The following is a 26,235-nucleotide window of genomic DNA, read 5'->3' as shown; positions in this document are numbered from 1 at the left end:
TACATCAAATGCCGCAGATTTGAACCTGGCATTTTTCGAGAGCCTGCTCACCTAAATCAAAATCGCGCGAATTTGCCGATTCGACTCTCGATGGGCGGCTCTGCTGAAACTGATAAGGACGAAACGCAAGACATCTTTCGTCTTGCTGCACGGACCGAGACGGCGAATGAGAAAAGCGAAATCCAACGCCGAAAAAACGCGCGATGCGCTCTTGGCTCGCTGCTGGCTTCAACGGGCGATCAAAGGTCGCCATTTCTTTTGCGCCCGCAACAACAGTTCGATCAACTCGCGCACGGCACCGTGCCCGCCGGCCGCTTTGGTCACATAATGCGCCGCACGTCGCGCTTCGATGCACGCATCGGCAACGGCGATGGCAAAACCGACGCGCTGCAAAAGCGGCACGTCGGCAAGATCATCGCCGATGAAGGCGACCTCTTCGGCAAGCAGGTCCGTGTCTGCAAGCAACGATTCGAACGTCGCGATCTTGTCGTCAACGTTTTGACGCACGAAATGAATGCCGAGTTCCCGCGCGCGCGCATCGAGCGCCAACGATGCGCGCCCGGAAAGGACGCCGGAAAGCCCCCCGGCGCGATGCCAGAGAACCAGCCCCTGCCCGTCGCGCACGGAGAAAGATTTCATCTCGCGCCCGTCATCGAGCAGGTAGATTCGGCCATCAGTCAGCACACCATCGCAATCCATCAAGAGCAGACGGATGCGCGCTGCGCGCTTGGAATGCGAAGAGGTTGACATGGGCAACGGTGTTCGCGTCTCTATTCGACCATTTGATCGCCCAACCGTGACGCCATCGGATCAGCGTACATCATAACGCGCACTAACGTTCCTCAAAGACAGGGATTTCGACCAGCCGCCAGTCGTTTCCAACTCGTCCGAGCACGAGCACAGCCGAGACGTTCTTCTCTTGACCGAGCGCGCGCACGCTGATCGTCGCTTCGGCGACGAGGCGATCGCCGCTCTGCTTTTCGGTTCGTACGAGCCGCGTCTGCCAGACGTCAGGTTGTGTACCGACGATGCCGCTGGCGAATGTCGCCAGTTCCCCTGGCATGATCAAGGCTTCGATCTCCGCCTTGCGTCCGGTCTTGATCGCACTGTCCAACCGAGCGAAAAAGGCGCGCGCCGATTCGTCCACCGGAGGCGCGCTCTGCGAAGATTCGAGGCGGACTCTCGCTTGACGCGCAGCGATCACGGCAGCGAGCAAACCTTCGCTCTGTATAGCTTCGGTGAACCGCTGCACGGCTTCCGCCGTTTGCCCTCTGCGCGCCGCGATCTCACCTAACCCGTAGCTCGCCCACGAAAGCGTCGCCGGAGTCGGCAGTTTCTCATCCAACACGGCGCGAAACTCGCGCTCGGCTTCGTCCAAGCGGTTTTGCGCTAGCAGCGCGCGCCCCAAGATGATGCGCAATTCTTGCGCGCGCGGTGCGCGCAAAAGGGCTTCGCGCGCGATCTTTTCCGCCGCAGCGTACTCTTGACGGGCGAACAAACGCGTCGCTTCGCTCAGCGCTTCTTCGGGCGTCAGCATGCGCGGCGCGACATCGTTGCTGTAATCAACTTGTGGATAGAGCTTTTCGGGATCGATTTCGACGCGCACGATCTTGGCGCTCGTTTGAAAGCGGGCCTCACCGAAATCGCGCGCCGGGATGGTCGCTTCGGTGGTGACGCGCTCTCCGTTGCCGGTGATCGCTTCGATTGGAACGGCAACATCGATCGGCCCGGTGTTGCGCAAAGCGGCAACCCAAGCGCCGCCTTGTTGATGCGGCAGACCGATGAGCAGATCCATGTCGGTCGGTTGGTCGAATCCGTAATCGAGCAACGCCTTGAGCGGCGCTCCGCCGCGCTCGGCGAAAGCGGCGCGAAGCGAAGCCAACGCCATTCCGTTCTCCGTTTGCAGTTGCGTTCGCAAGATGCCGAGAAAGGCGTCGCGTCCGAGGGCTCGTTCGACCAGCCGCCAGATCATCGCACCCTTGTTAGGAACGGCGATGAAGTGCGTGTCGTAGAGCGGGTTCGATTGCGTGAGCGGGCCATCGCGGCGGGCCAGCGGCGCATAGGCGATGCGTTGGCGCTCGCGTTCGGCATCAGCCGTCTCCTTGCCGAACTCCTTTTCGAGAAAGAGCGTCGCCAGATGGCGCGTCAACCCTTCGCGTACGACGCTCGAACCATCGCCGCGCACCGGCGCTAAGCCGCCGATCCACAACTCAGCGACCATCTCCGCGATGAAGAGCGCCGTTGCCGAATCGGTCTTCGGACGACGAAACGCCGCTGCCTCGAGCAGCAACGTGCCACCATCCTTGAATCCAGCGCCGCGATGGACAGCGACCAGACGCAGCGGCACATCGGGCGCTGGTCCGAGCAACGATTGGAAGAAGGCGCGCGCCGAACTCGCCAGCTTGATCAAGCGTTCAGCGGCGCGACGCTCTTCCGCCGTCGGACCAGCAAGCAACCAAGCGCTGATGCCACGCGCGTCGGCATTCTCTACCGTCTCCCACCGTCCAGCGAGAAAGAACGGTTGCGCGTTGAGATTCTGCTCAAAGAGACTGCCGTTGGCTCGCCCAGAGGAGATGACCCGTTCGCTCGTTCCGCTCACCATCAGACGGAAGGGCGCAACATCAGCGCCGCGCGTCGAATACGGCGTATTGGGAGTCGGGTACCAAAAAGAGAGTGGAAGGAATTGCGCGCCCTCGGGCGAGATAGCCGCCAGCCCGCTGTTCCGTTCCACAGGCAACCGATGCTCGATCGTCACCGTCACCGTTTGGTTGGGTGCCGCCGACGAAGGGAGCGTGATCGTCACTTGTTGAAGTTTCGTGCGCGGCTCTTCGCGCGAACGGAAGGTTGCGTTCGCCCCGTTGACGCTCGCCGTTCGCACTTGCGCCGCAGGGTTCAACCGAACGGTGAAAGTCCGTCCTGTCCCCTGCCCGACGTTGCGTGCGGTGATCGTCGTGCGCACATCGAGCGCGCGCGGCGCGGTGGAGATCGTCGCCGACACGTCGAAGCGCGATACCTGCCATGCTGCGCGCGCTTCTTCTTGCGCTGGCAAACGGACGGCGAGAAGAACGAACACGGCGACCGAGAATGAAAGTCTGGCGATCATTGCGGCTGTTCAGGAGAAACCTTTCGCGCTAGAGGCACACGCCTCTCTGTGCTTTCGATGAGCAGTTCGGCGAAAAGCGTTTCGGACGAAAGCCTTCACGCGCTCGAAGGGCTGCGTCGAACCGCTTCGTGAACGGCGCAGAGCGTTTCAAGCAACGGTTCAAAGCGCTCTAGCGGCAGCATGTTTGGACCATCCGACGGCGCGCGCAACGGGTCGTCATGGACCTCGAGAAAGATCGCATCAATGCCGGCTGCGACGCCAGCGCGTGCCAGCGGTTCGATGAACTCCGCCTGCCCGCCCGTTGCATGGCCCAGTCCGCCGGGTAACTGTAACGAGTGTGTGACATCGAAGACGACCGGCACGCCGAAACGACGCATGATCGGGAACGAACGCATATCGACGACCAAGTTATTGTAACCGAAAGTCACACCACGTTCGGTGAGCAATAGCCGCGCGCAACCGGCGGCGCGCGCTTTGCGCACGATGTTGCGCGCATCGTAGGGCGAGAGGAACTGCCCCTTCTTGACGTTGACGGCACGCCCCGTGCGCGCCGCAGCGACGATCAGATCGGTCTGCCGACACAAGAACGCCGGGATCTGTAAGATGTCAACCGTTTCGGCGACCTCTTCGACCTGACCGGTCTCATGCACGTCGGTCGTCACGGGCGCGCCCGTCTCTTCGCGCACGGCGCGCAAGACCTCCAATCCGACGCGCATTCCCAAGCCGCGAAAGCTCTCGTGCGATGAACGGTTCGCTTTATCGAAAGATGACTTGAAGACGAAATCGAGTCCGACGCGCTGCGCGCGACGTTGCAGTTCGTGCGCCATCATGAGCGCATGCTCGCGCGACTCGATCACGCACGGACCGGCAATCACCGTCAATCGGCCATCGCCGAAGATCACATCGCCCACGCTGAAAGGCAATAGCGGCTCTTCTTGCATCATATCGCCCCCTCAGCTCAACTTTCGTGCGCCGCCATCTGCTCGACGGCAGCCTCGGAGCGCAGACGGTTCTCGTGCGCAGCGCGCACGAAACGGACGAAGATAGGATGCGGGGCGAGCGGTTTCGACTTGTACTCGGGATGAAATTGGCAAGCGAGAAACCACGGGTGCACGCGCTGTGGAAGTTCAACGATCTCGGCAAAACGTCCGTCCTCTGATTCGCCGCTGAAGATGAGACCGCCTTTTTCGAGCACGTCGCGGTAAGCGGGATTGAATTCGTAACGATGACGATGGCGCTCGCTCACGGCGCTCGCCCCGCCATAGATGGCGCTCGCCAGCGTGTCGGGAAGCAAACGGCAATTCCAAGCGCCGAGCCGCATGTTGCCACCCATCTCTTCGACGCCGACCAGTTCGCGCAACTTGAAGATCACCGGATGGGACGTCTCCGCATTGAACTCGGTCGAGTCGGCCTCAGTTAAACCGCAGACGTTGCGCGCGTATTCGATCACCGCCGTCTGCATGCCGAGACAGATGCCGAGATAGGGCGTGCGCGAGCGGCGCGCCCACCCGATGGCGCGAATCATCCCTTGGATGCCGCGCCGACCAAATCCACCTGGCACGAGTATGCCATCGACGTCGCGCAACATCTCGGCGACGTTCTCTTCCGTGATCGCTTCGGACTCGATCCAACGCACGCGCACGCGCACGCGATTGGCGACCCCGCCATGCGTCAGCGCTTCGCGGAGCGATTTGTAGGCATCTTCGAGTTCGACGTACTTGCCGACGACGCCGATGGTCACTTCGTTCGCCGCCTGATCGAGCACGGTGGCAACCAATTCGCGCCAGCGTGCAAGATCCGCTTCGGGACGCGCTTTGTCATCGAGCGCGAGCCGTCGAATGATGAGGTCATCGAGGCCCTGTTCGTGAAAGACGAGCGGCACTTGGTAGATCGTCTCCACGGTCTCGGCGGCGATCACGGCCTCTTCGCGCACGTTGCAGAAGAGACCGATCTTGGCGCGCAGTTCTTTGGGCAACGGATGATCGGAACGGCAAAGAAGAACATCCGGTTGAATGCCGATCTCGCGCAGATCGCGCACCGAGTGTTGCGTCGGTTTGGTCTTGAGTTCGCCCGCTGCGGCAATGTATGGGACGAGCGTCAAATGGACGTAGAGCGTGTTCTCGCGCCCCTCTTCAAGGCCCATCTGACGAATCGCCTCGAGAAAAGGCAAGCTCTCAATATCCCCCACCGTGCCGCCGATCTCCACGATCACGACCTCAGCCCCGCTCTCATCGGCGACGGCGCGCACGGCGCGCTTGATCTCATCGGTGATGTGCGGGATCACTTGAATCGTCTTACCGAGAAACGCGCCGCGCCGCTCCTTTTCGATCACCGAAAGGTAAATCCTACCGGTGGTCCAGTTGTTGGACCGCGTCAGTCGTGCGTTGGTGAACCGTTCGTAGTGCCCGAGATCGAGATCCGTTTCCGCTCCGTCGTCGGTGACGAAGACCTCGCCGTGTTGAAATGGGGACATCGTCCCGGGATCGACGTTGATATAAGGATCGAATTTCATCAGCGCAACGCGCAGCGCGCGCGCTTCGAGCAGACGCCCGATCGACGCCGCAGCTAATCCTTTGCCGAGACTGGAAACTACCCCGCCCGTAACGAAAATGTATTTCGGCATCTCCTCCTCCAGTTCGTTCCGATCTTGCGCACCGCCCTCATGTGGGTGGACCGTCGCTCTGAACGGTTTCGACACAAGCGCGCGATGCATCGTCGGCGGCGACCAACGCCCGCACGCGCACCAGATCATCCGGCGTGTCGACGCCGATGGCCGATGAATCGACCTCAACGACAGCGATCTGCGCGCCCATTTCGAGCGCGCGCAATTGTTCGAGCGCTTCCAGAAGTTCGAGCGGCGACGGCGGTCGGCGCGCAAACTCCAGCAGAAATTCGCGCCGATAAACGTACAGCCCCACGTGTTTGCGAAAGATCGTCAACAGATGCGGTTCGGCCTCCAACGCCGCCACCAGCGAGCCGTGTCGTCGCACGCTATCGCGCGGCAACGGCACGGGCGCGCGCGAAAAATAGAGGGCGCGCCCCCTTTCGTTCACGACGACCTTGACGACGTTCGGATCGAAAAGATCGTCCGCCGTCGCTATCCTCTCGCAACACGTCGCGACTGAAGCCGCTTCGTCTTCGCACAGAGCTTCAACCGTCTGCTCGATCGTCAACGGCGAGATGAGCGGCTCGTCGCCTTGCACGTTGACGATCAAGGCGACATCGTCGAGTTTAGCGGCGACCTCGGCGATCCGGTCGCTACCGCTGCAGTGATCGGCGCGCGTCATGACCGCCTCGAATCCAGCGGCGACCACCGCGTCGCACACACGCACATCGTCTGTCGCCACGATGACGCGCCCGACGTTGCGTGCGCGCGCCGCGCGCGCCGCGACATGCGCGATCATGGGGCGACCAGCGATTTCGAGCAACGGTTTTCCGGGAAGTCGCGTTGAATGATAGCGCGCAGGGATGATGGCGCAAACGCGCGCGCGCGGCGCTTTGAAGCGTTCGCGGTCAACCGAAAGCTCCGTGCGATCCACGGGATTTCACGATAAACCGACGTGCAGTTGCCTGTCAAACCGCAAACGACTGATCTGGTCGCAAGCGATCTCGCCGCGCGGCGAGCCACAGCGCGCAACGACGAGCTTGGGTTGATCCGAATGAAGCTGACGAATACACGGCGAACCACTGAAGAAGCAAAGAGCGAGGCAAATCGTGGAGGCGCGTCGGGCACCGCTTCGCCGCTGGCCGTCGCTCAACGGGCGCGTTTGACAGCCTACGGAGCGCGCGTCTAACATGCCATCTTGGAGTTCAGCGCGTTCTTCAAGCGCGTTCTTCAAGTCGCGCAACTGAATCGAAGGGGGATGAATGCCGCTCGGCATAACTGAACAGATCATCGATCTTGTCGGTCGAACGCCGCTTCTACATCTCGCACGCTTCGCCAAACCGCCGCTCGCTTCGATTTACGCCAAACTCGAGTACTTCAACCCCGGAGGATCGGTCAAGGATCGCGCCGCGCTCGGCATGATCTTGGACGCCGAAGAGCGCGGCATGCTCCGACCGGGCGCGACCATCATCGAACCGACTGCCGGCAACACTGGGATCGGGTTGGCGCTCATCGGCGTGGCGCGCGGTTATCGCGTCATCCTGTGCGTCCCGGAAGGTTATTCCCGCGAAAAGATGAAAGTGATGGAAGCTTTGGGCGGTGAAATCGAATACGTCTCCAAAGAAGCGGGCATGAAGGGGGCCATCGACCGCGCGCAAGAACTAGCACGCCGAATTCCCAACAGCTTCATTCCGCAACAGTTCGCCAACCCGGCCAATCCCTCTTTCCACGAACGGACCACCGCACAGGAGATCATCGAACAAATGAGCGGGCGCATAGATGCTGTCGTGCTCGGCGCCGGCACGGCGGGCACTTTCACCGGCGTCGCGCGCGCCGTTAAAAGGATCAACGCGCGCGCCCTGTGCGTTTTGGTCGAACCGCAGGGCTCCATTTTCGGCGGCGGTCAGCCCGGAGACCACAAGGTCGAAGGCATCGGGCAATCACAGTTCATCCCGCCCGTGCTTGACTGGAAGGTAGTCGATGAGGTCATCATGATCACGGACGAAGAGGCTTTTGCGACGGTGCGCATGTTGGCGGCGACCGAAGGCGTCTTGTGCGGCGGGTCAAGCGGCGCAGCCGCCGCCGCGGCACGACGCATCGCCGAACGACTGGGCGAAGGCAAACGCGTCGTGACGCTCTTTCCCGATGGAGCTGAACGTTACATGAGCCAAGGCATCTTCGATTAAAAGATCAAAATTCGCCGCTGAGCAGAATCTCGTGGGCGCGACTGACAGCCACAACCGAGCTTCTGCTCGCAGGCTTTCATCAACGGGGCTTTCGCATCATGGGATTTTCGACCACAGCCATTCACGCAGGAAACGAACCGGACCCGACGACGGGAGCGGTGACCGTGCCCATCTATCAGACTTCCACCTTCGCGCAGGAAGGGCTGGGCAAACACAAAGGTTACGAATACGCGCGCACCAAGAATCCAACGCGCGCGGCGCTTGAAAAGAACATCGCGGCGCTCGAAGGCGGGCGCTTCGGCTTCGCTTTCGCTTCCGGCATGGCGGCGATTGACGCCGTGCTCCGGCTGGTCCACAGCGGCGCGCACGTCATCGTTTCGGACAACACCTATGGCGGAACCTTTCGCCTCTTCACGCGCGTTTTGGCCAATTACGGCCTCGTTTTCAGCTTCGTCGACACGACCGATCCGCTCAATGTCGAACGCGCCGTGCGCGATGAGACGCGCATGATCTTTATCGAAACGCCGACCAATCCGGTGATGGCCGTCACAGATCTGCGCGCCGTCTCCGACATCGCGCACGCTGCGGGCGCCATCGTCGTGTGCGATAACACGTTCATGTCACCCTACTTGCAACGCCCGCTCGACTTCGGCGTTGATATCGTCGTCCATTCGACGACCAAATATTTGAACGGGCATTCGGATGGGGTGGGCGGCGTCGTTGTTCTCAACGATGACGAACGAGCCGAGCGCCTCGGCTTCATTCAAAACAGCGTCGGCGCGATCCTTTCGCCCTTCGACTCATGGCTGGTACTGCGCGGGACCAAAACGCTCGCGCTCCGCATGGCGCAGCACGATCGCGCTGGGCGCGCCGTAGCCGCCTTCTTGGACGAACATCCGAAAGTGCAGCGAGTCTATTACACGGGGCTGGCGTCGCATCCGCAACACGAACTGGCTCGAAGACAGCAGCGCGGATTCGGCGGCATGGTCTCGTTCGACGTCGGATCGCTCGAACGCGCGCGCCTCGTGCTCGAGTCGGTCCGTTTGTGCACGTTGGCCGAAAGTCTCGGCGGAGTCGAAACGTTGATCTCGCATCCGGCGACCATGACGCACGCCTCGGTCGCGCCGGAAGCGCGCGCACGTCTCGGCATCACGGATGGACTGGTGCGCATCTCGGTCGGCTTGGAAGATGTCGAGGACATCATCGCCGATCTCGACCAAGCCCTGTCGCGCCTCGCTTGAGCGTAAGTAAGGGATAACCGGCGACGCGCGTAAACGACGCGCTCTGCGCCGACGCTTCTTTGCCCCTTTAGCTGGCGACGCACGTCGCGATGACGACGCGCAATTTGAATCGCGCTTTTCAAACGGTCTTCGCATGATCGCAACGGTAGGCGCTAAAACCGATACGGGACGCGTTCGACGTGACAACGAGGACAACTACCTCATCCTCGACGTCGCAACGGGTCGCGCATGGACAGCCAAGCAAGAAGAGCGACAGCCGTTCCGCTTCGAGATCGGCGCGCGCGGTTTGGTCGTCGCCGTAGCCGATGGCATGGGCGGCGCGCTGGCGGGCGATGTCGCTAGCCGCATGGCCGTCGAGACGGTGCGCGAGATGATCGCGCCCCTGCGCGACGCGCCCGGCATCTGTGCTGCGCAAAAATCGCTCACCGAATGCTTGCGCGAAGCGGTCATCTACACCAATCTCGTCATCCACCACCGCAGCCTAGATGATCCGCGCTGCAACGGAATGGGAGCGACTTTCACGGGCGCAGCGATTGAAAGCGGCGGGCAGCTCGGACTGGTCCAAATCGGCGACAGTCGCGCCTATTTGCTCCGCGAGAAACGGATCAAGTTGCTCACGCGCGACCAGTCGCTCGTCCAGAACCTGATCGACACCGGACAGATCTCGGAGGAAGAGGCGCGCACGCACATCTTTCGCAACGTCATCCTCCAAGCGCTCGGCGCGCAAAGCGAAATCTGGCCGGTGACGAGCCGCGTCGCGCTGTGCAGCGATGATCTGCTGTTGCTTTGCAGCGACGGTTTGTCGAATAAATTGGAGGCCGAAGAGATGCGCGATCTTCTGCTCGAAAATCGGGACGACTTGCGCGCGGCGTGCGAAAAGCTCGTCGCTTGCGCCAACGAGCGCGGCGGCGAGGATAACATTACGGTGGTCGCCGTCCATCTCACCGGCGACGATCTTCCCGCGGCTGATTCGACCGAGATCGCCATTGAAACGTTGCCGATCGTGGACGCGCCGGACGAGACGACGGAAGCGCCATCAACCGATCATCGAGACGGCTCAGCGTAGGTGACCAAGGCTTGGCCGCTCAATCCCTTTTGCCTTCGGTGAGTTCGGCCCGTCGCCATTCGGGCAGCGCATCGAGACGGCGAACGTAGATCGAAGCTCCTTGCACACGCTCAACGATCACTCTCTCGCCAGCTTGCAAAGGCGCTTCGCCTTCCGCTGGATAAGCCGTCCAGACCGAACCGTAGACCTTCACGGCGCCTTCGTTGAGCGCGCCGTGACTAGCGGCCACCACCGTGCCGACCTTGCCGGGCAGAGCATCGACTCCGGTCTTGATCCCGGAACCCTCACCTTCGCGGACGAAATAGCGAGCGAAGATCGTGCGCGAAGCCGCCGTCAACGCTGCCGAGACCAAGAGAAAGGTGATGAACTGCGCGACGTAGCCGAAACCTATGATGCTCGTGAAAGCCGCCGCCAACGCGCCGATGCCGAACCAAAGGAGGACGAAACCGGGGGTGAAGATCTCGGCGATGATCAGGATCAAACCGAGCACCGTCCACAATATCCACGCTAGATCGTTCATCGCTCTTCTCGTCTGCTCCGAATTTCAGTTGCACGATCGACTAGCTTGAAATCGAGCTTCAGCGTTGGCTGTTGATCCGCGCCGATCGGTTCACGATGCGGCGCGACGTCGAACTCTTTCGCCCGTTCCCTCGGACCTTTCAACCGCCGTTGCAGCCACCAACCACCGCCATTTGCCGAGCGGTCAGGCAAAAGCGAATAGCGCCCGCAGCGAAGAGCATCCGGCTCGCGCCGTATCCAAAACGACGACGTAGATCAAAACGGTCGCCAAAAGCCCAAACGCCGCGCTCAGCGCGCTCATCGAGAGCACGACCTTCATCCTTTGCCGCGGCGAAGGCGAGCCGAAAGCGCTTGGCAACCACCACCCACAGCGCGTGCAGTGGGCGTCCGCTAGTTGATCGCTCGCACTGCAATGCGGACAGAACATCCTTTCACTACCTGCGGCCCGTTTCCGTCGAACAGAACGCCGGGACGGATGCCGTCGCGCCAAAGGCATCAACCTCTGAACAAGTTCTTCGCGACAAACCAGACGTTGGCTGGGCGCTCCGCCAGACGGCGCATGAAGTATGGGTACCAATGTTTGCCGTAAGGCACATAGACGCGCACGTTGTAACCTTCGCGCGCAAGCTTCTCTTGCAAGTCGCGCCGGACGCCGTAGAGCATCTGGAATTCGAACGCTTCTTTGCCGATGCCTTGTCGCTGCGCATAGTCGATGGTTGCGGCGATGATCTTCTCGTCGTGCGTCGCGATGCCGTGATAGACGCCGCTCGATAAGAGCATCTGCATCAAACGGATGAAGTTCCGATCCACCTCGCGTTTATCGGGAAACGCCACTTCGGGCGGTTCGTTGTACGCCCCTTTGCAGAGTCGAATGCGCGCAGGTAACTTCAGCAGGTCGAGAAGATCAGCGTACGTCCGACGCAGGTAAGCTTGCAGGACGATGCCAACGTCGTTCAACCCGAACTCCGCGCGCAGACGTTTGAAGATATCGAGTGTGATCTGCGTGACGTCGGACGATTCCATATCGATGCGAACGAAGTTGCCGCGTCGGGCCGCTTCGGCGACCACCGCGCGCGCGTTGCGGTAGGCGAGTTCGGGGTCGATCTTCAAACCGAACTGCGTCAGCTTGATCGAGACGTTGGAGCGGATGCCCGTCTCGTCTATGCGCGCCAGTATGCGCAAGTACTCGCGCACTTCCGCTTCCGCTTCCGCCGGATCGGTCACCGATTCGTTCAAGTGGTCGAACGAGGCCATGCAGCCGCGCGCGTTCAGCTCGCGTATTACGGCGATGGCCTCTTCCATGTCCTCGCCCGCGACGAACCTCTCGGTGAGCTTCTTGAAGGGGCGAAAACGCGTGACGAAATCCCGGACGCCCTCTTGGCGCGACAAATACAGAAGTGCATTTCTCGTGACCATCGCGATCTCTTTCGGAGCGGTTCAAAATCTCCAAGCTGTGGTATGCTTGACGCTGTTTTTCGCGTCTCGACCGAAAGCGGCGGACGCCGAACGCTCGTTCTTCGGTTCGACCCATGCGCTGGAAGCTGATCGTCGTCGCATCTTCGCTCGCCACCGTTGCGGGCGTCGGCTTAAGCCTCGCGCTTTCTTTTGGACTCATGCGTTACGGCTTGTCATTAGGCGAAGAGGCCGCTTACGCTTCCCTCTTTCTTTTCCCACTGCTGGCGATGTTCTCGGCAGCAGTCTTCGTCTACCGCCACACGGCGCGTCGGCGTGGGTGGCAAGCGGCGTTGACCGCCTTGCTCGTCACGCTCATGGCCGTCGCGTTGACGTTCGCGTTTCGTCTGCTTCGCTGACGGCCCCGACACCGAGCATAAGAGAGACAGCCTGCAATCGGCAAGGACGCACGCCGCAACTGGTCTCGCCCGCTCTTCAGGTTCGGAGCAATCCGCGTTCAACTTCGATCAAGCTTCGATGATCAGGCAGCCCGTCACACCAGCGAAAGAGACTTGCGCTTTAACGGCCCAACCCCAACTCGCGCTCCACGGGGCGCAAAGCGCTGATGACAAAAGCGATGTGCTCGTCGAGGGCGACGCCCAATTCAGCCGCGCCTTGGTGAATATCCTCGCGGTTGACGTTGCGCGCGAACGCTTTGTCTTTGAGCTTCTTCCGCACCGAAGAGACTTCCATGTCGGCAAAGCTGCGCGACGGCCGGACCAGCGCGCACGCGACCAAGAACCCACAAAGCTCATCGCAAGCGAAAAGCGCGCGCGCCATGGGCGTATCGCGCGTTACGCCCGTGTAGGAAGCATGGCCGAGCACGGCGCGCACGAAATCTTCCGAATAGCCGCGTGCGCGCAAGATCTCCGCGCCGCGGTACGGATGCTGGTCCGGCGTCGGATGCAGCTCGTAATCGAGATCGTGAAGCAGTCCGAGCGCCCCCCATTCTTCCGGATCGGCTTCGGGGCCGCCGTACCTAGCGGCGCAAGCACGCATGGCCGCTTCGACTGCCAGCGCATGACGACGTAGCGCCTCGCTCTTGGTGTACTCGCACAAAAGCTCCCAAGCCGCTTGTCGGTCGTATCTTTTGGCTTCCATGGGACCGAATATACAGAACCGAAGGGGCGGGATGAAAGCCCAGAACTCGGACTAACAGCCCAAACCGAACTGGCCTTCGCTTCCATCATCCCAACATGGCTGTCGTCCCCAGAGATCGTACTAAACCGAACTGCTTGCCGCTGGCGTTTTCGCTCCGTTAAAATAGAAGCGAAGAGTCGGTCCGAGCAAAAGGCATGAAGACGCTCCTATTGGTCGCACTGGCCGCTTACATCGTGGCCGCCATCCACGCAGTCTTGGGTTTTATCAACCGACGGCGTGCGCTTGAGCGCGTCGCTCATGCGTCGCTCGCCGCAGGCTTCAGCGTTCACACCGCGGCGCTCGCCGTGGATTGGTTTCGCGACCGCGTCTACCCGCTCTTTCATCGAAGCGAAACGCTCTCCTTTCTCGGCTGGGCGCTCGTGCTCTTTTACGTCTTCGTCTTCCGGCGCTATCGCACGCACGCGCTCGGCAGCTTCATGTTGCCTCTTGTCGCGTTGCTCGTCCTTGCAGCCAGCCTTATGCAAGCCGATGGACGCGCGATGCCACAGCTTCTTGCGACGGGCGAGGCGGCTTGGCTCTTTCCGATCCATACGACGTCGCTCTTTTTGGCCTATGCCGCCTTCTTCGTCGTCTTCATCGCCAGCGTCATGTACTTGCTTCAAGAGCGCGAATTGAAACTGAAGCATTTCGGCATGATCTTTCACCGTTTGCCGTCGCTGGCGACCGTTGATGAGATCAGCGCTGTGGCGACGAGCATTGGCTTTACCTGCTTAACTCTCGGAATCATCGCTGGCATGAGTTGGTCCTTTGCCCGCGACGGACGCGCATGGCGCAACGATCCTAAAGAGGTTTTGACGGCGCTGACCTGGCTCCTTTATTTGCTGCTGCTCAGCCAACGATACGTTGCCGGTTGGCGTGGACGCCGCGCGGCATGGATCGGTTTGGCCGGATTCACTCTCGTGCTCTGTACTTTCTTCGGCGCGCGCTTGATGGGCGGGTATCACGTCTTCGGGTGATCCCGCTCGGCAAAGCGCAACGGGGGGAGGAGGTCGTACTTCTATGTCGATCGTGCTCGTCGGACTCAACCATCGCACTGCGCCCGTGGAGATGCGCGAGCGGCTCGCTTTCTCCGAAGAGGCGTGCGCCCAATCTCTGCGCCGGTTGGTCGATGGGGAAACGATCCGCGAGGGGTTGATCTTTTCGACATGCAACCGCGTCGAGGTGCTCGCGACGACCGAGCGATTGACCCTCTCAGATACCGCATCGCACATCAGCGATTTCTTGAGTCAAACGCGCAGCGTGCCGCTCGATCTACTTCGCCCGCACCTTTACGTCCATGCCGACGAACAAGCGGTGCGACACGTCTTTCGCGTCGCCTGTTCGCTCGATTCAATGGTCGTCGGCGAGCCGCAAATCCTCGGTCAAGTCCGTCGCGCTTATGCGCTCGCCGTCGAGGTCGGCACCGCCGGGCGCGTACTTCACCGGTTGCTTCATCACGCCTTTCACACGGCCAAACGCGTGCGGACCGAAACGGGCATCGGCGCGGCGGCCATCTCGATCAGCTACACGGCGGTTGAACTCGGGCGCAAAATCTTCGGCGCGCTTGAAGATCGCGCCGTGCTTCTCATCGGCGCGGGCGAGATGGCCGAACTCGCGCTTCGCCATCTGGTCAAAGCCGGGGCGTCGCGCATTCTGGTCGCCAATCGGACCGCGCAGAAAGCGCGACAACTCGCCGCGCAGTTCGGCGGCGAAGCGGTCGCTTACGAACTGTTGGCTGAAGCGCTGGCTCAAGCCGATGTGATCATCTGTTCGACGGGCGCTGAACGCTACGTCATCACGCCGGAGATGGCGCGTCACGCTAAGACTCTGCGGCGCAATCAACCGATCTTCATCATCGATATCAGCGTGCCACGCAACGTCGATCCGCAAGTCGGCGAACTGGATGATGTTTTCCTCTTCGACATAGACGATCTGGAAGCGGTGATCGAATCGAACATCCGCGAGCGCGAACGCGAAGCGCAACGGGCTGAGTTGATCGTCGATGCCGAAGTGATGCGTTTTCAACAGCGGCTGCGCGACTTGGATCTCGGTCCGACCGTTGGCGCGCTCAAACAGAAGTTGATCGAGATGGCGCGCGAAGAGTACCAAAAGCGACGTTCGCGTTTGGGCCAGTTGACGCCGGAGCAAGAGCGGGCAGTGGAAGCGCTGTTGATGGCGACGGTCAACAAGATCTCGCATCCGATCATCCACCGCTTGAGGCGCTCATACGAAACAGGTGATCTCGCCAACGTGCAAGCGTGGCGCGACATCTTCGGTTTGGAAGATGAACCGGGATTGAGCAAAGAGTCAGACGAATGATCGGCGATCAGGCCCGATCCGCCATTGCCGATGCGTTCGGCGAATTCGCGACCGATCCGTCGTCGGCGGCCAAACGCACTGCCCTTCGATCAAGCTTGAGACCGAAGAGAGCGTAAGCTCTTCGACGACACTGCGAACCACCCGACCGACCTTTCACGAGAAGAGGTGACGGCAAAAGAGCAGCTCAAATTAGGTTCGCGCGGTTCGCCGTTGGCTCTGCGGCAAGCCGAATTGGTGCGCGCGCGTCTTCGCGCTCTTTACCCGCACCTTGCGTTTGAAGTCGTGCCGATCCGCACCACCGGAGACGTCGTTCACAGCGCACCGCTTTCGGCCATCGGCGGTCGCGGCGTCTTCACCAAAGAGATCGAAGAAGCGCTTCTTCGAGGGCGCATAGACCTTGCCGTCCACTCGCTCAAGGATCTGCCGACGACGTGCCCGCACGGCCTCGTTATCGCTGCCACGCCGGAACGCGAAGAAGCGCGCGACGCGCTCGTGCTCCCAGCCAACGCTCCCGCCGTCACGCTCAAGACGCTCGCTCGGAACGCCGTCATCGGCACGTCGAGTCCGCGACGCGCAGCGCAGTTGAGGAGCGTGCGGCCCGATCTGCGCTTGCGCGAGTTACGCGGCAACGTCGATACACGCCTGCGCAAGTTGGACCAAGGATCGTATGATGCCATCATCTTAGCGGCGGCGGGCTTGCGCCGTTTGGGGCTTGCGCAACGCATCAGCGCGTTGCTCGAAACGTCCGAGATCTTGCCGGCTGTCGGCCAAGGCGCTTTGGCCATCGAGGCGCGCGAAGATGACGCTGATCTCATCGCGCTGCTCGCATCGCTCGACCACGGGCCGACGCGCCGCGCGACTGCTGCCGAAAGAGCTTTTCTGCGCGCGCTCGGCGGCGGATGCCAATTGCCCATCGCCGCTCACGCGCAGTGCGATGGGAGACGCCTGCGCATCGAAGGGTTGATCGCTTCGCTGGATGGCACACGCATCGTGCGCGAACGTCTCGACGTCGAAGACGCCGATCCAGAAGAGGTGGGCGCGCAGCTCGCTGATCTAATCCTTCGGGCAGGCGGAAGCGAACTGTTGCGGATTTAACTGCGGGGCAACGCGGGCTTTGGGGCGCGAGTTTCGCTGTGGTTCGACGAAACTTCTGCCGTCAGCAAACGAAAGTCGGTCGGCATCGCAGCGGATGAGCTCTTGTTCGGCGACCGTCATCCGTCATGGTCGCTCGGAGCGCGAAAGCCCATAACATGGCAACGGGCGAACGAAGTTTGCGTCGGTTTTCAATGCAAAACATGAAACGGAACGAGGGTCTTCGGACTGGTAAAGTCAACGAGGCGGCTCCGAACGAGGGTGCGCGCCCCTTGGAAGGGCGCACCATCCTCGTTACGCGGGCCGAAACGCAAGCGCGAGAGTTCGTCGCTGAACTCGAACGCCGCGGCGCGCGCGTCATTCATTGCCCAGTGATCGAAATCGTGCCGCCGGAAAGTTACGACCTACTCGACGAAGCGATCGAGAACCTTTACGGTTACGATTGGCTCATCTTCACGAGCGCAAACGGCGTCCGAAGTTTCCTCCAGCGCTTGACAGCGTTAGGACACGAGACGAGCGCACTGGAGGAAGTGCGCATCTGTGCGATCGGCAAAGCGACGGCCAAAAGCTTGATCGAACACCGATTGCATGTCGATCTCGTGCCTGAAAAGTTCACTGCCGAAGGCGTCTTCGCCGCGCTCGAAGCCTACGTCGGCGGACGCGATCGCCTGCGCGGGCTCGTCTTCCTCATTCCGCGCGCGGCTGTGGCGCGAGATTATCTGCCGAAAGCGCTCGAAGAGGCAGGCGCGCGCGTCGATGTCGTTCCCGCTTACCGCACCGTGCGACCGCAGACGACGGATCGAGCGCGCATTGAAGCCTTGCTCATCGGCGGCTCGGTCGATTGCGTGACTTTCACCAGTTCCTCCACCGTCGCCAATTTCGCTCAATTATTCGATACAAACGATCTCGGTCCGCTGCTGACGGGCGTCGCCATCGCTTGCATCGGCGAGATCACGGCGCGCACAGCAGCGGAATACGGCTTGCAAACGCATATTCAACCGACTGAGTACACGACCGCGGCGCTCGCTCAAGCCATTGCCGACTATTTCGCCCGACAACCGTAACCAGCTTCGCTCGAATAACGCGATCCGCGAAACAAATGGCGCGCCCGTCCAATCGCCCAGTTACTGGCCGAAAGCTTTTCGGATGTCGCTACCGAAACGGCTCCGTCCCGCAGGAGGCGCGGACGGCTTACGCCTTGTGTTAAACTTGAAGCAATCATGAGCAAGGGACGCATCCTGATCGCTGACGGAGACTTGGATTTCGTCGCCGACTTGTGCGACCATCTCGCTTCGTGGGGCTACGAAGCGGTCGCTGAAAGAGACGGTTTGGCAGCGCTGCGTCGCCTCGCCGAAGTTCATCCTCTGGTTGTCATCGCGGACCTTTCCACCCCCCGACTGGATGGTTTTGCTTTGCTGCGACAGATTCGCGCGCATCACCCCGACATCGTCGTTATCGTCTTGACCGAACATGGTTCAGTCGAGTCCGCAATGCGCGCTTTGCAAGAGGAAGACGTTTACAACTATTTCGAAAAGCCGGTTGATATGCGCAAGCTCCGGTTGGTGATCGATCGGGCGGTGGAATACGGACAAGCGCGCCGCGAGAACGAGGCGTTGCGCCGACAACTTCAAGATCGCGGCGCGTTCGGCGAATTGGTCGGCGCCTCTGAAGCGATGCGCCAGATCTACGCGCTGATCGAACAGGTCGCACCCTCATCCGCCTCGGTTCTGATCACGGGCGAATCAGGCACAGGCAAAGAGATGGTGGCGCGGACCATTCACGCGCTCAGCCCGCGGCGCGAAGCGCCCTTCATCGCCATCAACTGTTCGGCCATTCCCGAAACCTTGATGGAATCGGAACTGTTCGGTCACGAACGCGGCGCTTTTACAGGCGCGGTGGCGCGTCGTCAGGGCTGCTTCGAACTAGCCAATTCCGGCACGCTCCTTCTGGACGAAGTGGCCGAAATGCCACCGCTGTTACAGGTCAAACTGCTGCGCGTGCTCGAAGAGCGCAAGGTGCGTCGGCTCGGCGGTTCGCAAGAGATCCCGGTTGATGTCCGCGTGCTGGCAGCAACCAACAAGGACCCTTTGGAAGCCGTGCGCGCCGGAACGCTCCGCGAAGACCTGCTCTACAGGCTGAACGTCATCACCATCGCGCTCCCACCCTTGCGCGAGCGCAAAGAGGACATTCCGCTGCTCGCACAACATCTCATCGCGCAGCTTGCTGCTAAACACAACCGCCCGGCTCGCCTTCTTAGCCAAGCGGCGCTCGAAGCGTTGCAGGCTTATAATTGGCCCGGCAATGTGCGCGAGCTGCGCAACGCCATCGAACGCGCGGTGATTATCTGCTCAAGCGAGCAGATCGAACGCCATCACATCGCCCCTTACCCAGTGGACCAGCGCGCGCGCCCTCGCGACGAAGATACGATCACGCTGCCCATCGGCACTCCCCTCGAAGAGGTCGAAAGGCAAATGATCCTCCGCACTTTGCAAAAGTGCGAGGGGAACCGCAAACGCGCCGCCGAGTTGCTCCAAATCAGCTTGAAGACCTTGCACAACAAGCTGCGGCTCTACCGCGAACGCGGGCTCATTCCCGAAGGCAATCGTTTGCGTCAAATGGATCCAGCGCGGCGTAATCTGAAGACATCTTGAAAAACAAGACCTCCAGACAGCGCCGCCCGCTAACATAGCGAAGCGACCGCCTCTCGCTAAACCACCGCCCCATCGATCAACAGCGCCCTCGCCGAACGATTGATCCGCCGCGGCGCAAGACGAGTTTAAAGCCATTCCATCTGCGGGAAGATCATCGTAGGAACACCGCTCGCGTCATCCAAAGTTCATACTTTCCCCCTTGCTTTGCGAGCCTTCTCGATGCTACACAATGCGCCGATGTCCTCCGTGCTCTTGATTTTCATCGACGGGCTCGGCATCGGCGCGCGCTCTCCACAGAACCCGCTCTATTTGCTTGGCGAAAGGGCCGCGCCGCTCGCCGTTTTTGCCGATCAAACGACGAAAGAAGTGTGGAACGGCGGGCGCATGGCGCGCACCGACGCGCGGCTCGGAGTCGAAGGGCGCCCCCAAAGCGCCTCCGGTCAGACGACGATTCTCACCGGCATCAACGCACCGCTTTTGCGCGGACAACACAAGCAAGGCTTTCCCGATCAACCGCTGCGCGCGCTGTTGCACGAATATTCGATCTTCGTTCGCCTACAACAAAGAGGCATCGGCCCCAACACGTTCGCCAACGCTTATACGCACCGTTTCTTTCAGGAACGTCCGCGCTGGGTATCGGCGACCACGGTTGCCGTGGAAGCCGCTGGTCTGCCGTTTCGCACATTGGAGGAGCTGCGCGCAGGTCGCGCCCTGTTTCATGATTTCACCAACGCTGAATTGATCGCCCGCGGAGAGGGGGTTGAGATCCGTTCGGCAGAGGAGGCTGCAGAGATATTGGCGCGCCTTGCCGCCCAACACCGTTTCACGCTCTACGAATATTTTCTGACGGACCGCATCGGGCACGCACAGGACATGGATACAGCCCAGCGCACGCTGGAGCAGCTTGCGCGCTTCGTGCGTCGGACCATTGCCGCCGTCGACCTCGGTCGCACGACGATCATCGTCACCAGCGACCATGGCAACATAGAGGATCTGAGCACACACAACCACACCCTCAACGACGTGCCGACACTAGCTTGGGGTGCTGGATGCGAACTCGTGGCTGAGCGCGTGCGTTCGCTCGTCGATATCGTGCCGGTCGTTTTGGAACTGCTCGTCGCGCGCTAGCTCCACAGCATGTCGCCAAAGAACATGACCAAACCGAACGGATCGCTGTGAACGATTTCCGAAGTCCACAAGGAGACGAATGAAGATCGTCGCACGAGTCTTCTTCGAAGGCGTGCGCGCGCGCACAACGGCTATGCGCTATTCGACCTATGCGCTCGCGCTCCTGACGTTGGTTAACTTCCTCAACTACATCGACCGACAGGTTCTGCCAGCAGTCGCCCCATTGATGTTGCGCGACCCGAAGCTCGGTCTGAGCGATACGGAACTCGGATATATTGAAGCTTCTCTTCTGCTCTCCTTCACCTTCTTCGCACCGTTGTTCGGTCTGCTCGGCGACCGTCTTCCGAGAGCGCGCCTGATGGCCGTGGCCGCAGTTATCTGGAGCATCGCCACAGCGTTGACCGGCGTCGCCACCGAGTTCGTAACCGACGGGCATCGGACGTTGTCGCTTCTTGGTCCCGAAGTCACGCTTTCGACGGCGGCTTTCGTGCTCTGCTCGGTGCGCGCGCTGGTCGGCATAGGCGAATCAGCTTACTCGACGATTACGCCGAGTTTGATCGCCGATTATTTTCCGCCTCAACAGAGGGCAACGGCGCTCGGCATCTTTCAAGCGGCGATTCCCGTCGGTTTCGCGCTGGGGTTCGTCATCGGCGGCGTGCTAGCCCACTTCTTCGGCTGGCGCACGGCCTTCATGCTCGTCGGTCTCCCTGGCCTCGCCACCGCCGCCTTCGTTTGGCTATTGCGCGAACCGCCGCGTGGCGCGATGGATCGCAGAAGCGAACGCCGGACGAAGCCCGGCCCCTGGTGGGTCACGACGCGCCGCATCCTGTGCACGCGCGATTGGTTCATTTCGACGGCAGGTTACACGGCGCTCACGGCAGCGCTCGGCGCGTTCGCCACGTGGGCAACCGTTCTGCTGGCGCGCGACAAGGGGATGTCGGAAACGGGAGCGGCTATCACGCTCGGCATCATCGCGTTGCTCGGCGGCGCCATCGGCACGTTCGGCGGCGGATGGGTATCAGACCGGATTGCAAGACGAAGACGCGATGCTTATTTCGGCGTCTGCGCGGCGAGCACGCTGCTGGCCATTTTGCCGACGCTTGCCGCGCTCATCGCCGATGAGCCGGCAATCTACCTGCCAGCAACATTCACCGCCGTCATCTTGCTCTTTATCAGCAACGCGCCGTTTCACGCCATCCTGCTGCAAAGTGTCGCCGCGACGGAGAGGGCCACAGCAGTTGCGCTCAACATCGTCATCATACACGCTTTCGGCGATGCCATTTCACGTGCCGCCGTCGGCGTCATCTCCGATGCGATCAGAGACGGGCGGTTGCCGCTGTTCGCCGCAGCGGGCGCGGCGCTGGGCATTGATCCGACGCGGCAACACTTGTCGGTAGCCCTGCTGATCACACCGCTTCTTCTCGCTGCCTCGGCGTTTTTCTTCTTCTGCGGCGCTCGCTGGACCGGCAACCTAGCGCGAGAGACGTGATCGAACCGTAACCCAACGGCCTTTCGCTCAGCGAGGGCCGATTTCATCTCGAACTTGCTTCGCGACTCGCCAGGAGATGCAATTCAGTTCGCGCCACGCGCGGGTCTCAACTGAAGAGCACGCATGGCGGAAAGCGCTATCGCGACCTTTCCACAACCGAGAGGCAAGCGAAAAGATTCGAAACGAGGGCGGCGTCGCCTTTCCGAAGGGCCTTTTGGCGATCCGACCTAAATTCCCCTTTATTGAAAAACTCCGAGACAAGATCATCGCATCGCCTCAGTCGGCGCGCCATGAGTTGTTTCGACGAGCGCGTCATCCCTGCCGTTGCCGCATGCAAGCATCAGAACAATAAACGACCGAAGGATGGCGCGAGACGAGCGCGCGCGAGGCTGGGATCAGCACGCCGCAAGACGCGCAACGAACCAAGCTTTCGCTCCTCGACGGCGGCGCGCGTCGGGTTTCGGTCGTCCGTTTGACCTCGCTCGCGAAGCGCCAGGCTTCGCGCAGAAACAGAAAGTACGGACGCAACTTCCAAGCGAGGAAGAGCGACAGTGCCGCGATTAGACTTGCAACGATGACGAATTTCATCCGATTTCACTCATCGAGTGCGCGTGTCGTTCGCCGAATCCAGCGACGCGGTCGCACGTCTTTCAGCGGACCGGTTGCGTCGCACCTCCCAAAGGGCGCGTAAATCCGGCAACGCTGGATTCAAACGGTTGGCGCGCTCGAGTTCCGTCAAATACTTTTGCGCTCGCTCGAAATCTTCTGCCGCGATGAGCGCGACGATCATTCCCTGCAGCGCCGATTCCTGCGTTGGCGCCGCTTCCAGAGCGCTTCTGAAGGCTCGCTCGGCCTCTGCGATCTTAGGCGGACGTTCGAAATAAAAGGTCCAGCCGACGCGCGCGATGAGTTCCGCATCGTTCGGCTTGCGCGCAAGGACTCGTTGGTAAAGCGACCGCGCTTCGGCAAGCTGCGCCCGGTCGTACAACCGACCGCTATCGAAAAGCGCGTTGGCGAGGGCGAGCAGATCATCCGTCTGATCTGCGCCGATGTCGTGCGCGCGACGCAGAAGGCGAATGGCCGCAGCGAGCGCTTCGGGCGAATTGGCCTCGACAGAGTAAAGGTGCAGCGCGCGGCCGAGCGACCGCTGCAACTCGACGTTGTCCGGCTCGGCATCGGCGCGCGCTACCGCCCGCTCGATCTCTTCGCGCGAGAGCAAGCCTGCATCGCGCGTCGCTGGCCCAACAGGCTGATCAGGCACAGGGCGTGGTCGGACGCCGAGCGAGTTCGCCAGCGCGAACCCGATCAGGAACCCGACGCACAAGCCGGCCAGCGCGAATAGAAGATTTTTCCCTTTCACCGCTCTCATGAGGAATTTTAACAGACCGCTAAAGAAAAGGCGACGCGCGCTTCTCCGCCTCGTCACCGCTTGCTCTGGTAACCGTGAATCAACGATACTTCTATCGTTGCGCTGCGGCGCATTAAGAAAGGATCGCACATGGCTTTGAATTTCGATGGCAACAGCACCATCAGGTGTCGCTACTGTGGGCAGTTGAACCACACGCGCGCTGGAAGTTCCGGCGAGGCGCGCTGCGGACGTTGTCGCTTGCCGCTGTCGGATCGCCCGCACAAGAAGTTTCCCGATCTCGACAAACACGCTTACGTCCATCCAGCCGATAGCCGCGCGCTCGCGGCGCTGCGCGCTATTCCGGGCATAGATTCGGCCCTCAAGAAGTTTTTGGCGGTGACGGGCGAATCGGCCATTCGCGTCATCTTCATGGCGAGCGCCGTGCATGTGACGCCGCGACAGTGCCCGGATCTTTACGCCAAGCTTCAAGTCGCCTGCACGACGCTGGGCGTCGATATGCCGGAACTTTTCGTCCAACAGAACCCGATCGTCAACGCTTTTACGGGCGGCGTCGAGCGCCCTGTGATCGTCCTCCATTCGTCGCTCATCGAACGTTTGACGGATGAAGAGGTGCTCGCCGTCATCGCCCACGAGGTCGGTCACGTCCACGCCGAACACGTGCTCTATTTGACGGCGGCGCGCCTGCTTGAAGCGCTCGCCAACGTCGCGCTCGCCAACGTCGCGATCGCTAAAGCGGCAACCGCTATCCTATCGGGGACGATGCGCGCGGCATTGCTCGCTTGGGCACGACGCGCCGAGCTGTCGTGCGATCGCGCGGCATTGCTCGTCACGCAGGATCCAGACATCATCGGAAGAACGATGATGAAGCTGTGTGGCGGGACTTTCGCTTCCAAGGTAGATTATCAAGAATTTCTCCAGCAAGCGCGCGACTTTCAAAAGAGTTACGATGAAAGCGTGCTCGACCGCTTCTGGGCCGATGTGGTCTCGTCAAACCTGACCCATCCTTTCCCCATCTGGCGCGTTTCCGAAATCTTGAGATGGGTTGAAAGCGGCGAGTACGAACGCGTGCTGAACGGCGCACACACAAGCGTCGCCGCATAAATCTCCTTCGACGAGGAACGGATCTATGTTACAAGGCAAACAAGGCATCGTCTTCGGTGTGGCCAACAAACGTTCCATCGCTTGGGCGACGGCACAAGCCTTGGCCGGAGCGGGTGCGCGCTTGGCTCTAACCTATCAGAACGAGCGTTTGCGGGAGAACGTCGAAGAATTAGCGCAGACCATCAACGGAACGCTCACATTGCAGTGCGATGTAACGAGGACCGAAGAGGTGGACCAAACGTTCGCCCGCCTGCGCCAAGAGTTCGGACGCTTGGACTTTCTCATTCACAGCATCGCCTATGCGCCGCGCGAAGCGCTCGAAGGCGCCTACCTCGATACATCGCGCGAAGCTTTTCTGACAGCGCTTGACATCAGCGCTTATTCGCTGACGGAACTGGCGCGCGCGGCAGCGCCCCTGATGACCGACGGCGGCAGCATCGTGACGATGACTTACTACGGCGCGGAAAAGGTCGTCCCCAACTACAATGTGATGGGCGTCGCCAAAGCGGCGCTCGAAGCGAGCACGCGCTACCTAGCGGCGGAATTAGGTCCGCGCAACATCCGCGTCAACGCCATCAGTGCCGGTCCGATCCAGACGCTCGCCGCGCGCGGCATCGGCAACCTCAACGTCATGCTCAAGCATCATGCCGAACGCTCTCCGCTGCGTCGCAACGTCGAGGCGCGCGAAGTGGCCAACGTCGCTCTCTTCCTTTGCAGCCCGCTCGCCACAGGGATCACCGGCGAAGTCATTCACGTCGATTGCGGCTACAACATCATGGGCTTTTGAACGAGGCACACTTTGCGAGAAGGTGGGCGGGCGGAGCATTGTCTTTTGCCGGAGACGAACATGGCTGAAACGAGAAACAAGGGGAACGCGAAACGTCCTATCACGCAGGACGAACAACTGCTCGAGACACCTAAGCCAGATGAGTTCACACACACCGACACGTGGCGCGTCTTCCGCATCATGGGCGAATTCGTCGCCGGCTTCGACGAACTGGCGACCGTCACGCGCGGCGTTTCGATCTTCGGCTCGGCGCGCACTGCCGCTGATAGCGACTACTACCGCGCCGCGCAAGAGACCGCCGCGCTCCTCGTCCGCGCCGGTTACACGGTGATCACGGGCGGCGGCCCAGGCATCATGGAGGCGGCCAATCGCGGCGCGTATGAAGCGGGCGGCGTCTCTATCGGCTGCAACATTGAACTGCCGTTCGAGCAGAAACCTAATCCCTATCAAACTCGGTCGCTCACGTTCAAATACTTCTTCGTGCGCAAGACGATGTTCGTCAAGTACAGCACGGCGTTCATCATCTTCCCCGGCGGATACGGAACGCTCGATGAACTATTCGAAGCCTTGACGCTGATCCAAACGCGCAAGATCAAAAATTTCCCCGTAATCCTCTTCGGGTCAAGCTACTGGGCGGGGCTTCGACAGTGGCTCGAAAGCGTCGTACTGGCCGAACACAACATCGCGCAGGAGGATCTTTTTCTCATGCATATCACCGATTCGCCCGCCGAAGCGGTCGCCATCGTCGAACAGAGCCAAAGCTCGCTTCGCAAGTTGGATAAAACGCTTCCCAACGATTACGCATCGCTTTCGTCTTAACGACAAGCCGTCGCCAGCCGCTGAAAAACAGGGGCGACCGCCGCGCGGGCAAAGGCTACCCGCAAGCCCAACCGACGAGCGAACCGCGACCGATGCGAGGCGCTGCCCCACGCGGCGGTGGCACAGGCCCGCGCCGTCATCAACCATCGGCAGTAGTAAGTATCTCCA

Annotated in this window: 24 protein-coding genes; 15 read left to right on the top strand and 9 right to left on the bottom strand. The window is 61.0% G+C overall.

All coding sequences use genetic code 11. The annotated features are described in order from the left end of the window. Positions 1-228: 228 nt before the first annotated feature. The 5 genes from C4334_RS04180 to kdsB form a co-directional block, all read right to left on the bottom strand. Complete coding sequence (locus C4334_RS04180) at positions 229-750, bottom strand: KdsC family phosphatase (protein ID WP_352430831.1); 522 nt, start codon at positions 748-750, stop codon at positions 229-231. An 82-nt stretch (positions 751-832) separates the two neighbouring features. Continuing rightward, positions 833-3,103 carry a tetratricopeptide repeat protein gene (locus C4334_RS04175; RefSeq protein WP_352430830.1) on the bottom strand — a complete coding sequence of 757 codons (2,271 nt, stop codon included), beginning with the start codon at positions 3,101-3,103 and terminating at the stop codon, positions 833-835. A 95-nt stretch (positions 3,104-3,198) separates the two neighbouring features. Next, positions 3,199-4,047 carry a 3-deoxy-8-phosphooctulonate synthase gene (kdsA, locus tag C4334_RS04170; protein WP_502943395.1) on the bottom strand — a complete coding sequence of 283 codons (849 nt, stop codon included), beginning with the start codon at positions 4,045-4,047 and terminating at the stop codon, positions 3,199-3,201. A gap of 14 nt (positions 4,048-4,061) precedes the next feature. Further along, the gene (pyrG, locus tag C4334_RS04165; protein WP_352430829.1) at positions 4,062-5,726 is read right to left on the bottom strand and encodes a CTP synthase; all 1,665 of its coding nucleotides are present in this window, start codon (positions 5,724-5,726) and stop codon (positions 4,062-4,064) included. A gap of 37 nt (positions 5,727-5,763) precedes the next feature. Beyond that, positions 5,764-6,642, bottom strand: coding sequence for a 3-deoxy-manno-octulosonate cytidylyltransferase (kdsB, locus tag C4334_RS04160; RefSeq protein ID WP_352430828.1), 879 nt, complete (start codon positions 6,640-6,642; stop codon positions 5,764-5,766). Between the two features lie 21 nt (positions 6,643-6,663). Here kdsB and C4334_RS04155 point away from each other — a divergent pair, with 21 nt between their 5' ends. From C4334_RS04155 to C4334_RS04140, 4 genes are all read left to right on the top strand, one after another. Continuing rightward, on the top strand, positions 6,664-6,897 hold the full coding sequence (locus tag C4334_RS04155; protein ID WP_352430827.1) for a hypothetical protein: 234 nt from the start codon (positions 6,664-6,666) through the stop codon (positions 6,895-6,897). Between the two features lie 73 nt (positions 6,898-6,970). After that, a complete protein-coding gene (locus C4334_RS04150; protein WP_352430826.1) occupies positions 6,971-7,894 on the top strand; it encodes a PLP-dependent cysteine synthase family protein in 924 nt (307 codons plus the stop codon). Between the two features lie 98 nt (positions 7,895-7,992). Then, entirely contained in the window at positions 7,993-9,135 is a 1,143-nt protein-coding gene (locus C4334_RS04145) for a cystathionine gamma-synthase (RefSeq protein WP_352430825.1), read from the top strand. Between the two features lie 133 nt (positions 9,136-9,268). Beyond that, positions 9,269-10,201: a protein phosphatase 2C domain-containing protein gene (locus C4334_RS04140; RefSeq protein WP_352430824.1), complete on the top strand. Its 933-nt coding sequence runs from the start codon at positions 9,269-9,271 to the stop codon at positions 10,199-10,201. Between the two features lie 19 nt (positions 10,202-10,220). Here the strand turns inward: C4334_RS04140 and C4334_RS04135 are convergent, their stop codons facing one another. Beyond that, positions 10,221-10,721, bottom strand: coding sequence for an NfeD family protein (locus C4334_RS04135; RefSeq protein WP_352430823.1), 501 nt, complete (start codon positions 10,719-10,721; stop codon positions 10,221-10,223). A gap of 494 nt (positions 10,722-11,215) precedes the next feature. After that, on the bottom strand, positions 11,216-12,136 hold the full coding sequence (locus tag C4334_RS04130; protein WP_352430822.1) for a proline dehydrogenase family protein: 921 nt from the start codon (positions 12,134-12,136) through the stop codon (positions 11,216-11,218). Positions 12,137-12,249: 113 nt separating this feature from the next. Here C4334_RS04130 and C4334_RS04125 point away from each other — a divergent pair, with 113 nt between their 5' ends. Continuing rightward, complete coding sequence (locus C4334_RS04125) at positions 12,250-12,531, top strand: hypothetical protein (RefSeq protein WP_352430821.1); 282 nt, start codon at positions 12,250-12,252, stop codon at positions 12,529-12,531. A 160-nt stretch (positions 12,532-12,691) separates the two neighbouring features. On the opposite strand, the gene C4334_RS04120 is transcribed toward C4334_RS04125, so the two are convergent. After that, positions 12,692-13,273, bottom strand: coding sequence for an HD domain-containing protein (locus C4334_RS04120; RefSeq protein WP_352430820.1), 582 nt, complete (start codon positions 13,271-13,273; stop codon positions 12,692-12,694). A 194-nt stretch (positions 13,274-13,467) separates the two neighbouring features. Between C4334_RS04120 and C4334_RS04115 the strand changes: the two genes are divergently transcribed. From C4334_RS04115 to C4334_RS04085, 7 genes are all read left to right on the top strand, one after another. Continuing rightward, positions 13,468-14,289, top strand: a complete 822-nt coding sequence (locus C4334_RS04115) for a cytochrome C assembly family protein (RefSeq protein ID WP_352430819.1) — start codon at positions 13,468-13,470, stop codon at positions 14,287-14,289. 43 nt (positions 14,290-14,332) lie between these two features. Continuing rightward, positions 14,333-15,631: a glutamyl-tRNA reductase gene (hemA, locus tag C4334_RS04110; protein WP_352430818.1), complete on the top strand. Its 1,299-nt coding sequence runs from the start codon at positions 14,333-14,335 to the stop codon at positions 15,629-15,631. 165 nt (positions 15,632-15,796) lie between these two features. Then, positions 15,797-16,726 carry a hydroxymethylbilane synthase gene (gene hemC / locus C4334_RS04105; RefSeq protein ID WP_352430817.1) on the top strand — a complete coding sequence of 310 codons (930 nt, stop codon included), beginning with the start codon at positions 15,797-15,799 and terminating at the stop codon, positions 16,724-16,726. Positions 16,727-16,926: 200 nt separating this feature from the next. After that, on the top strand, positions 16,927-17,787 hold the full coding sequence (locus C4334_RS04100; RefSeq protein WP_352430816.1) for a uroporphyrinogen-III synthase: 861 nt from the start codon (positions 16,927-16,929) through the stop codon (positions 17,785-17,787). Between the two features lie 156 nt (positions 17,788-17,943). Further along, on the top strand, positions 17,944-19,374 hold the full coding sequence (locus tag C4334_RS04095) for a sigma-54-dependent transcriptional regulator (protein ID WP_352430815.1): 1,431 nt from the start codon (positions 17,944-17,946) through the stop codon (positions 19,372-19,374). 219 nt (positions 19,375-19,593) lie between these two features. After that, positions 19,594-20,502 (top strand): alkaline phosphatase family protein, encoded by a 909-nt coding sequence (locus tag C4334_RS04090; RefSeq protein ID WP_352430814.1) that lies wholly within the window; start codon positions 19,594-19,596, stop codon positions 20,500-20,502. Between the two features lie 79 nt (positions 20,503-20,581). Continuing rightward, positions 20,582-21,991: a spinster family MFS transporter gene (locus tag C4334_RS04085; protein WP_352430813.1), complete on the top strand. Its 1,410-nt coding sequence runs from the start codon at positions 20,582-20,584 to the stop codon at positions 21,989-21,991. Between the two features lie 598 nt (positions 21,992-22,589). Here the strand turns inward: C4334_RS04085 and C4334_RS04080 are convergent. Continuing rightward, positions 22,590-23,360, bottom strand: a complete 771-nt coding sequence (locus C4334_RS04080) for a tetratricopeptide repeat protein (RefSeq protein WP_352430812.1) — start codon at positions 23,358-23,360, stop codon at positions 22,590-22,592. A gap of 129 nt (positions 23,361-23,489) precedes the next feature. Between C4334_RS04080 and C4334_RS04075 the strand changes: the two genes are divergently transcribed. The 3 genes from C4334_RS04075 to C4334_RS04065 are packed head-to-tail and all read left to right on the top strand — an operon-like array spanning position 23,490 to position 26,067. Continuing rightward, positions 23,490-24,461 carry a M48 family metallopeptidase gene (locus C4334_RS04075; RefSeq protein ID WP_352430811.1) on the top strand — a complete coding sequence of 324 codons (972 nt, stop codon included), beginning with the start codon at positions 23,490-23,492 and terminating at the stop codon, positions 24,459-24,461. Between the two features lie 25 nt (positions 24,462-24,486). After that, positions 24,487-25,248: an enoyl-ACP reductase FabI gene (locus C4334_RS04070; RefSeq protein WP_352430810.1), complete on the top strand. Its 762-nt coding sequence runs from the start codon at positions 24,487-24,489 to the stop codon at positions 25,246-25,248. Positions 25,249-25,308: 60 nt separating this feature from the next. After that, a complete protein-coding gene (locus tag C4334_RS04065) occupies positions 25,309-26,067 on the top strand; it encodes an LOG family protein (RefSeq protein WP_352430809.1) in 759 nt (252 codons plus the stop codon). Positions 26,068-26,235 lie beyond the last annotated feature (168 nt).

The organism is Pyrinomonas sp. (assembly GCF_040289685.1).
Taxonomy (GTDB): Bacteria; Acidobacteriota; Blastocatellia; order Pyrinomonadales; family Pyrinomonadaceae; genus Pyrinomonas.
The sequence above is the reverse complement of the archived record's forward strand: the minus strand, read 5'-3'. Positions and strand labels throughout refer to the sequence as shown.

What these genes read in the sequence shown, in the direction of transcription:
- C4334_RS04140 (WP_352430824.1), top strand. Translation starts at nt 9,269, where the DNA reads ATGATCGCAACGGTAGGCGCTAAAACCGATACGGGACGCGTTCGACGT.
- pyrG (WP_352430829.1), bottom strand. Translation starts at nt 5,726, where the DNA reads ATGCCGAAATACATTTTCGTTACGGGCGGGGTAGTTTCCAGTCTCGGC.
- C4334_RS04095 (WP_352430815.1), top strand. Translation starts at nt 17,944, where the DNA reads ATGAGCAAGGGACGCATCCTGATCGCTGACGGAGACTTGGATTTCGTC.
- kdsA (WP_502943395.1), bottom strand. Translation starts at nt 4,047, where the DNA reads ATGATGCAAGAAGAGCCGCTATTGCCTTTCAGCGTGGGCGATGTGATC.
- C4334_RS04100 (WP_352430816.1), top strand. Translation starts at nt 16,927, where the DNA reads ATGAAACGGAACGAGGGTCTTCGGACTGGTAAAGTCAACGAGGCGGCT.
- C4334_RS04150 (WP_352430826.1), top strand. Translation starts at nt 6,971, where the DNA reads ATGCCGCTCGGCATAACTGAACAGATCATCGATCTTGTCGGTCGAACG.
- C4334_RS04135 (WP_352430823.1), bottom strand. Translation starts at nt 10,721, where the DNA reads ATGAACGATCTAGCGTGGATATTGTGGACGGTGCTCGGTTTGATCCTG.
- C4334_RS04080 (WP_352430812.1), bottom strand. Translation starts at nt 23,360, where the DNA reads ATGAGAGCGGTGAAAGGGAAAAATCTTCTATTCGCGCTGGCCGGCTTG.
- C4334_RS04175 (WP_352430830.1), bottom strand. Translation starts at nt 3,103, where the DNA reads ATGATCGCCAGACTTTCATTCTCGGTCGCCGTGTTCGTTCTTCTCGCC.
- C4334_RS04065 (WP_352430809.1), top strand. Translation starts at nt 25,309, where the DNA reads ATGGCTGAAACGAGAAACAAGGGGAACGCGAAACGTCCTATCACGCAG.
- C4334_RS04115 (WP_352430819.1), top strand. Translation starts at nt 13,468, where the DNA reads ATGAAGACGCTCCTATTGGTCGCACTGGCCGCTTACATCGTGGCCGCC.
- hemA (WP_352430818.1), top strand. Translation starts at nt 14,333, where the DNA reads ATGTCGATCGTGCTCGTCGGACTCAACCATCGCACTGCGCCCGTGGAG.
- C4334_RS04070 (WP_352430810.1), top strand. Translation starts at nt 24,487, where the DNA reads ATGTTACAAGGCAAACAAGGCATCGTCTTCGGTGTGGCCAACAAACGT.
- C4334_RS04180 (WP_352430831.1), bottom strand. Translation starts at nt 750, where the DNA reads ATGTCAACCTCTTCGCATTCCAAGCGCGCAGCGCGCATCCGTCTGCTC.
- C4334_RS04145 (WP_352430825.1), top strand. Translation starts at nt 7,993, where the DNA reads ATGGGATTTTCGACCACAGCCATTCACGCAGGAAACGAACCGGACCCG.
- C4334_RS04090 (WP_352430814.1), top strand. Translation starts at nt 19,594, where the DNA reads ATGCTACACAATGCGCCGATGTCCTCCGTGCTCTTGATTTTCATCGAC.
- C4334_RS04120 (WP_352430820.1), bottom strand. Translation starts at nt 13,273, where the DNA reads ATGGAAGCCAAAAGATACGACCGACAAGCGGCTTGGGAGCTTTTGTGC.
- C4334_RS04125 (WP_352430821.1), top strand. Translation starts at nt 12,250, where the DNA reads ATGCGCTGGAAGCTGATCGTCGTCGCATCTTCGCTCGCCACCGTTGCG.
- C4334_RS04085 (WP_352430813.1), top strand. Translation starts at nt 20,582, where the DNA reads ATGAAGATCGTCGCACGAGTCTTCTTCGAAGGCGTGCGCGCGCGCACA.
- C4334_RS04075 (WP_352430811.1), top strand. Translation starts at nt 23,490, where the DNA reads ATGGCTTTGAATTTCGATGGCAACAGCACCATCAGGTGTCGCTACTGT.
- C4334_RS04130 (WP_352430822.1), bottom strand. Translation starts at nt 12,136, where the DNA reads ATGGTCACGAGAAATGCACTTCTGTATTTGTCGCGCCAAGAGGGCGTC.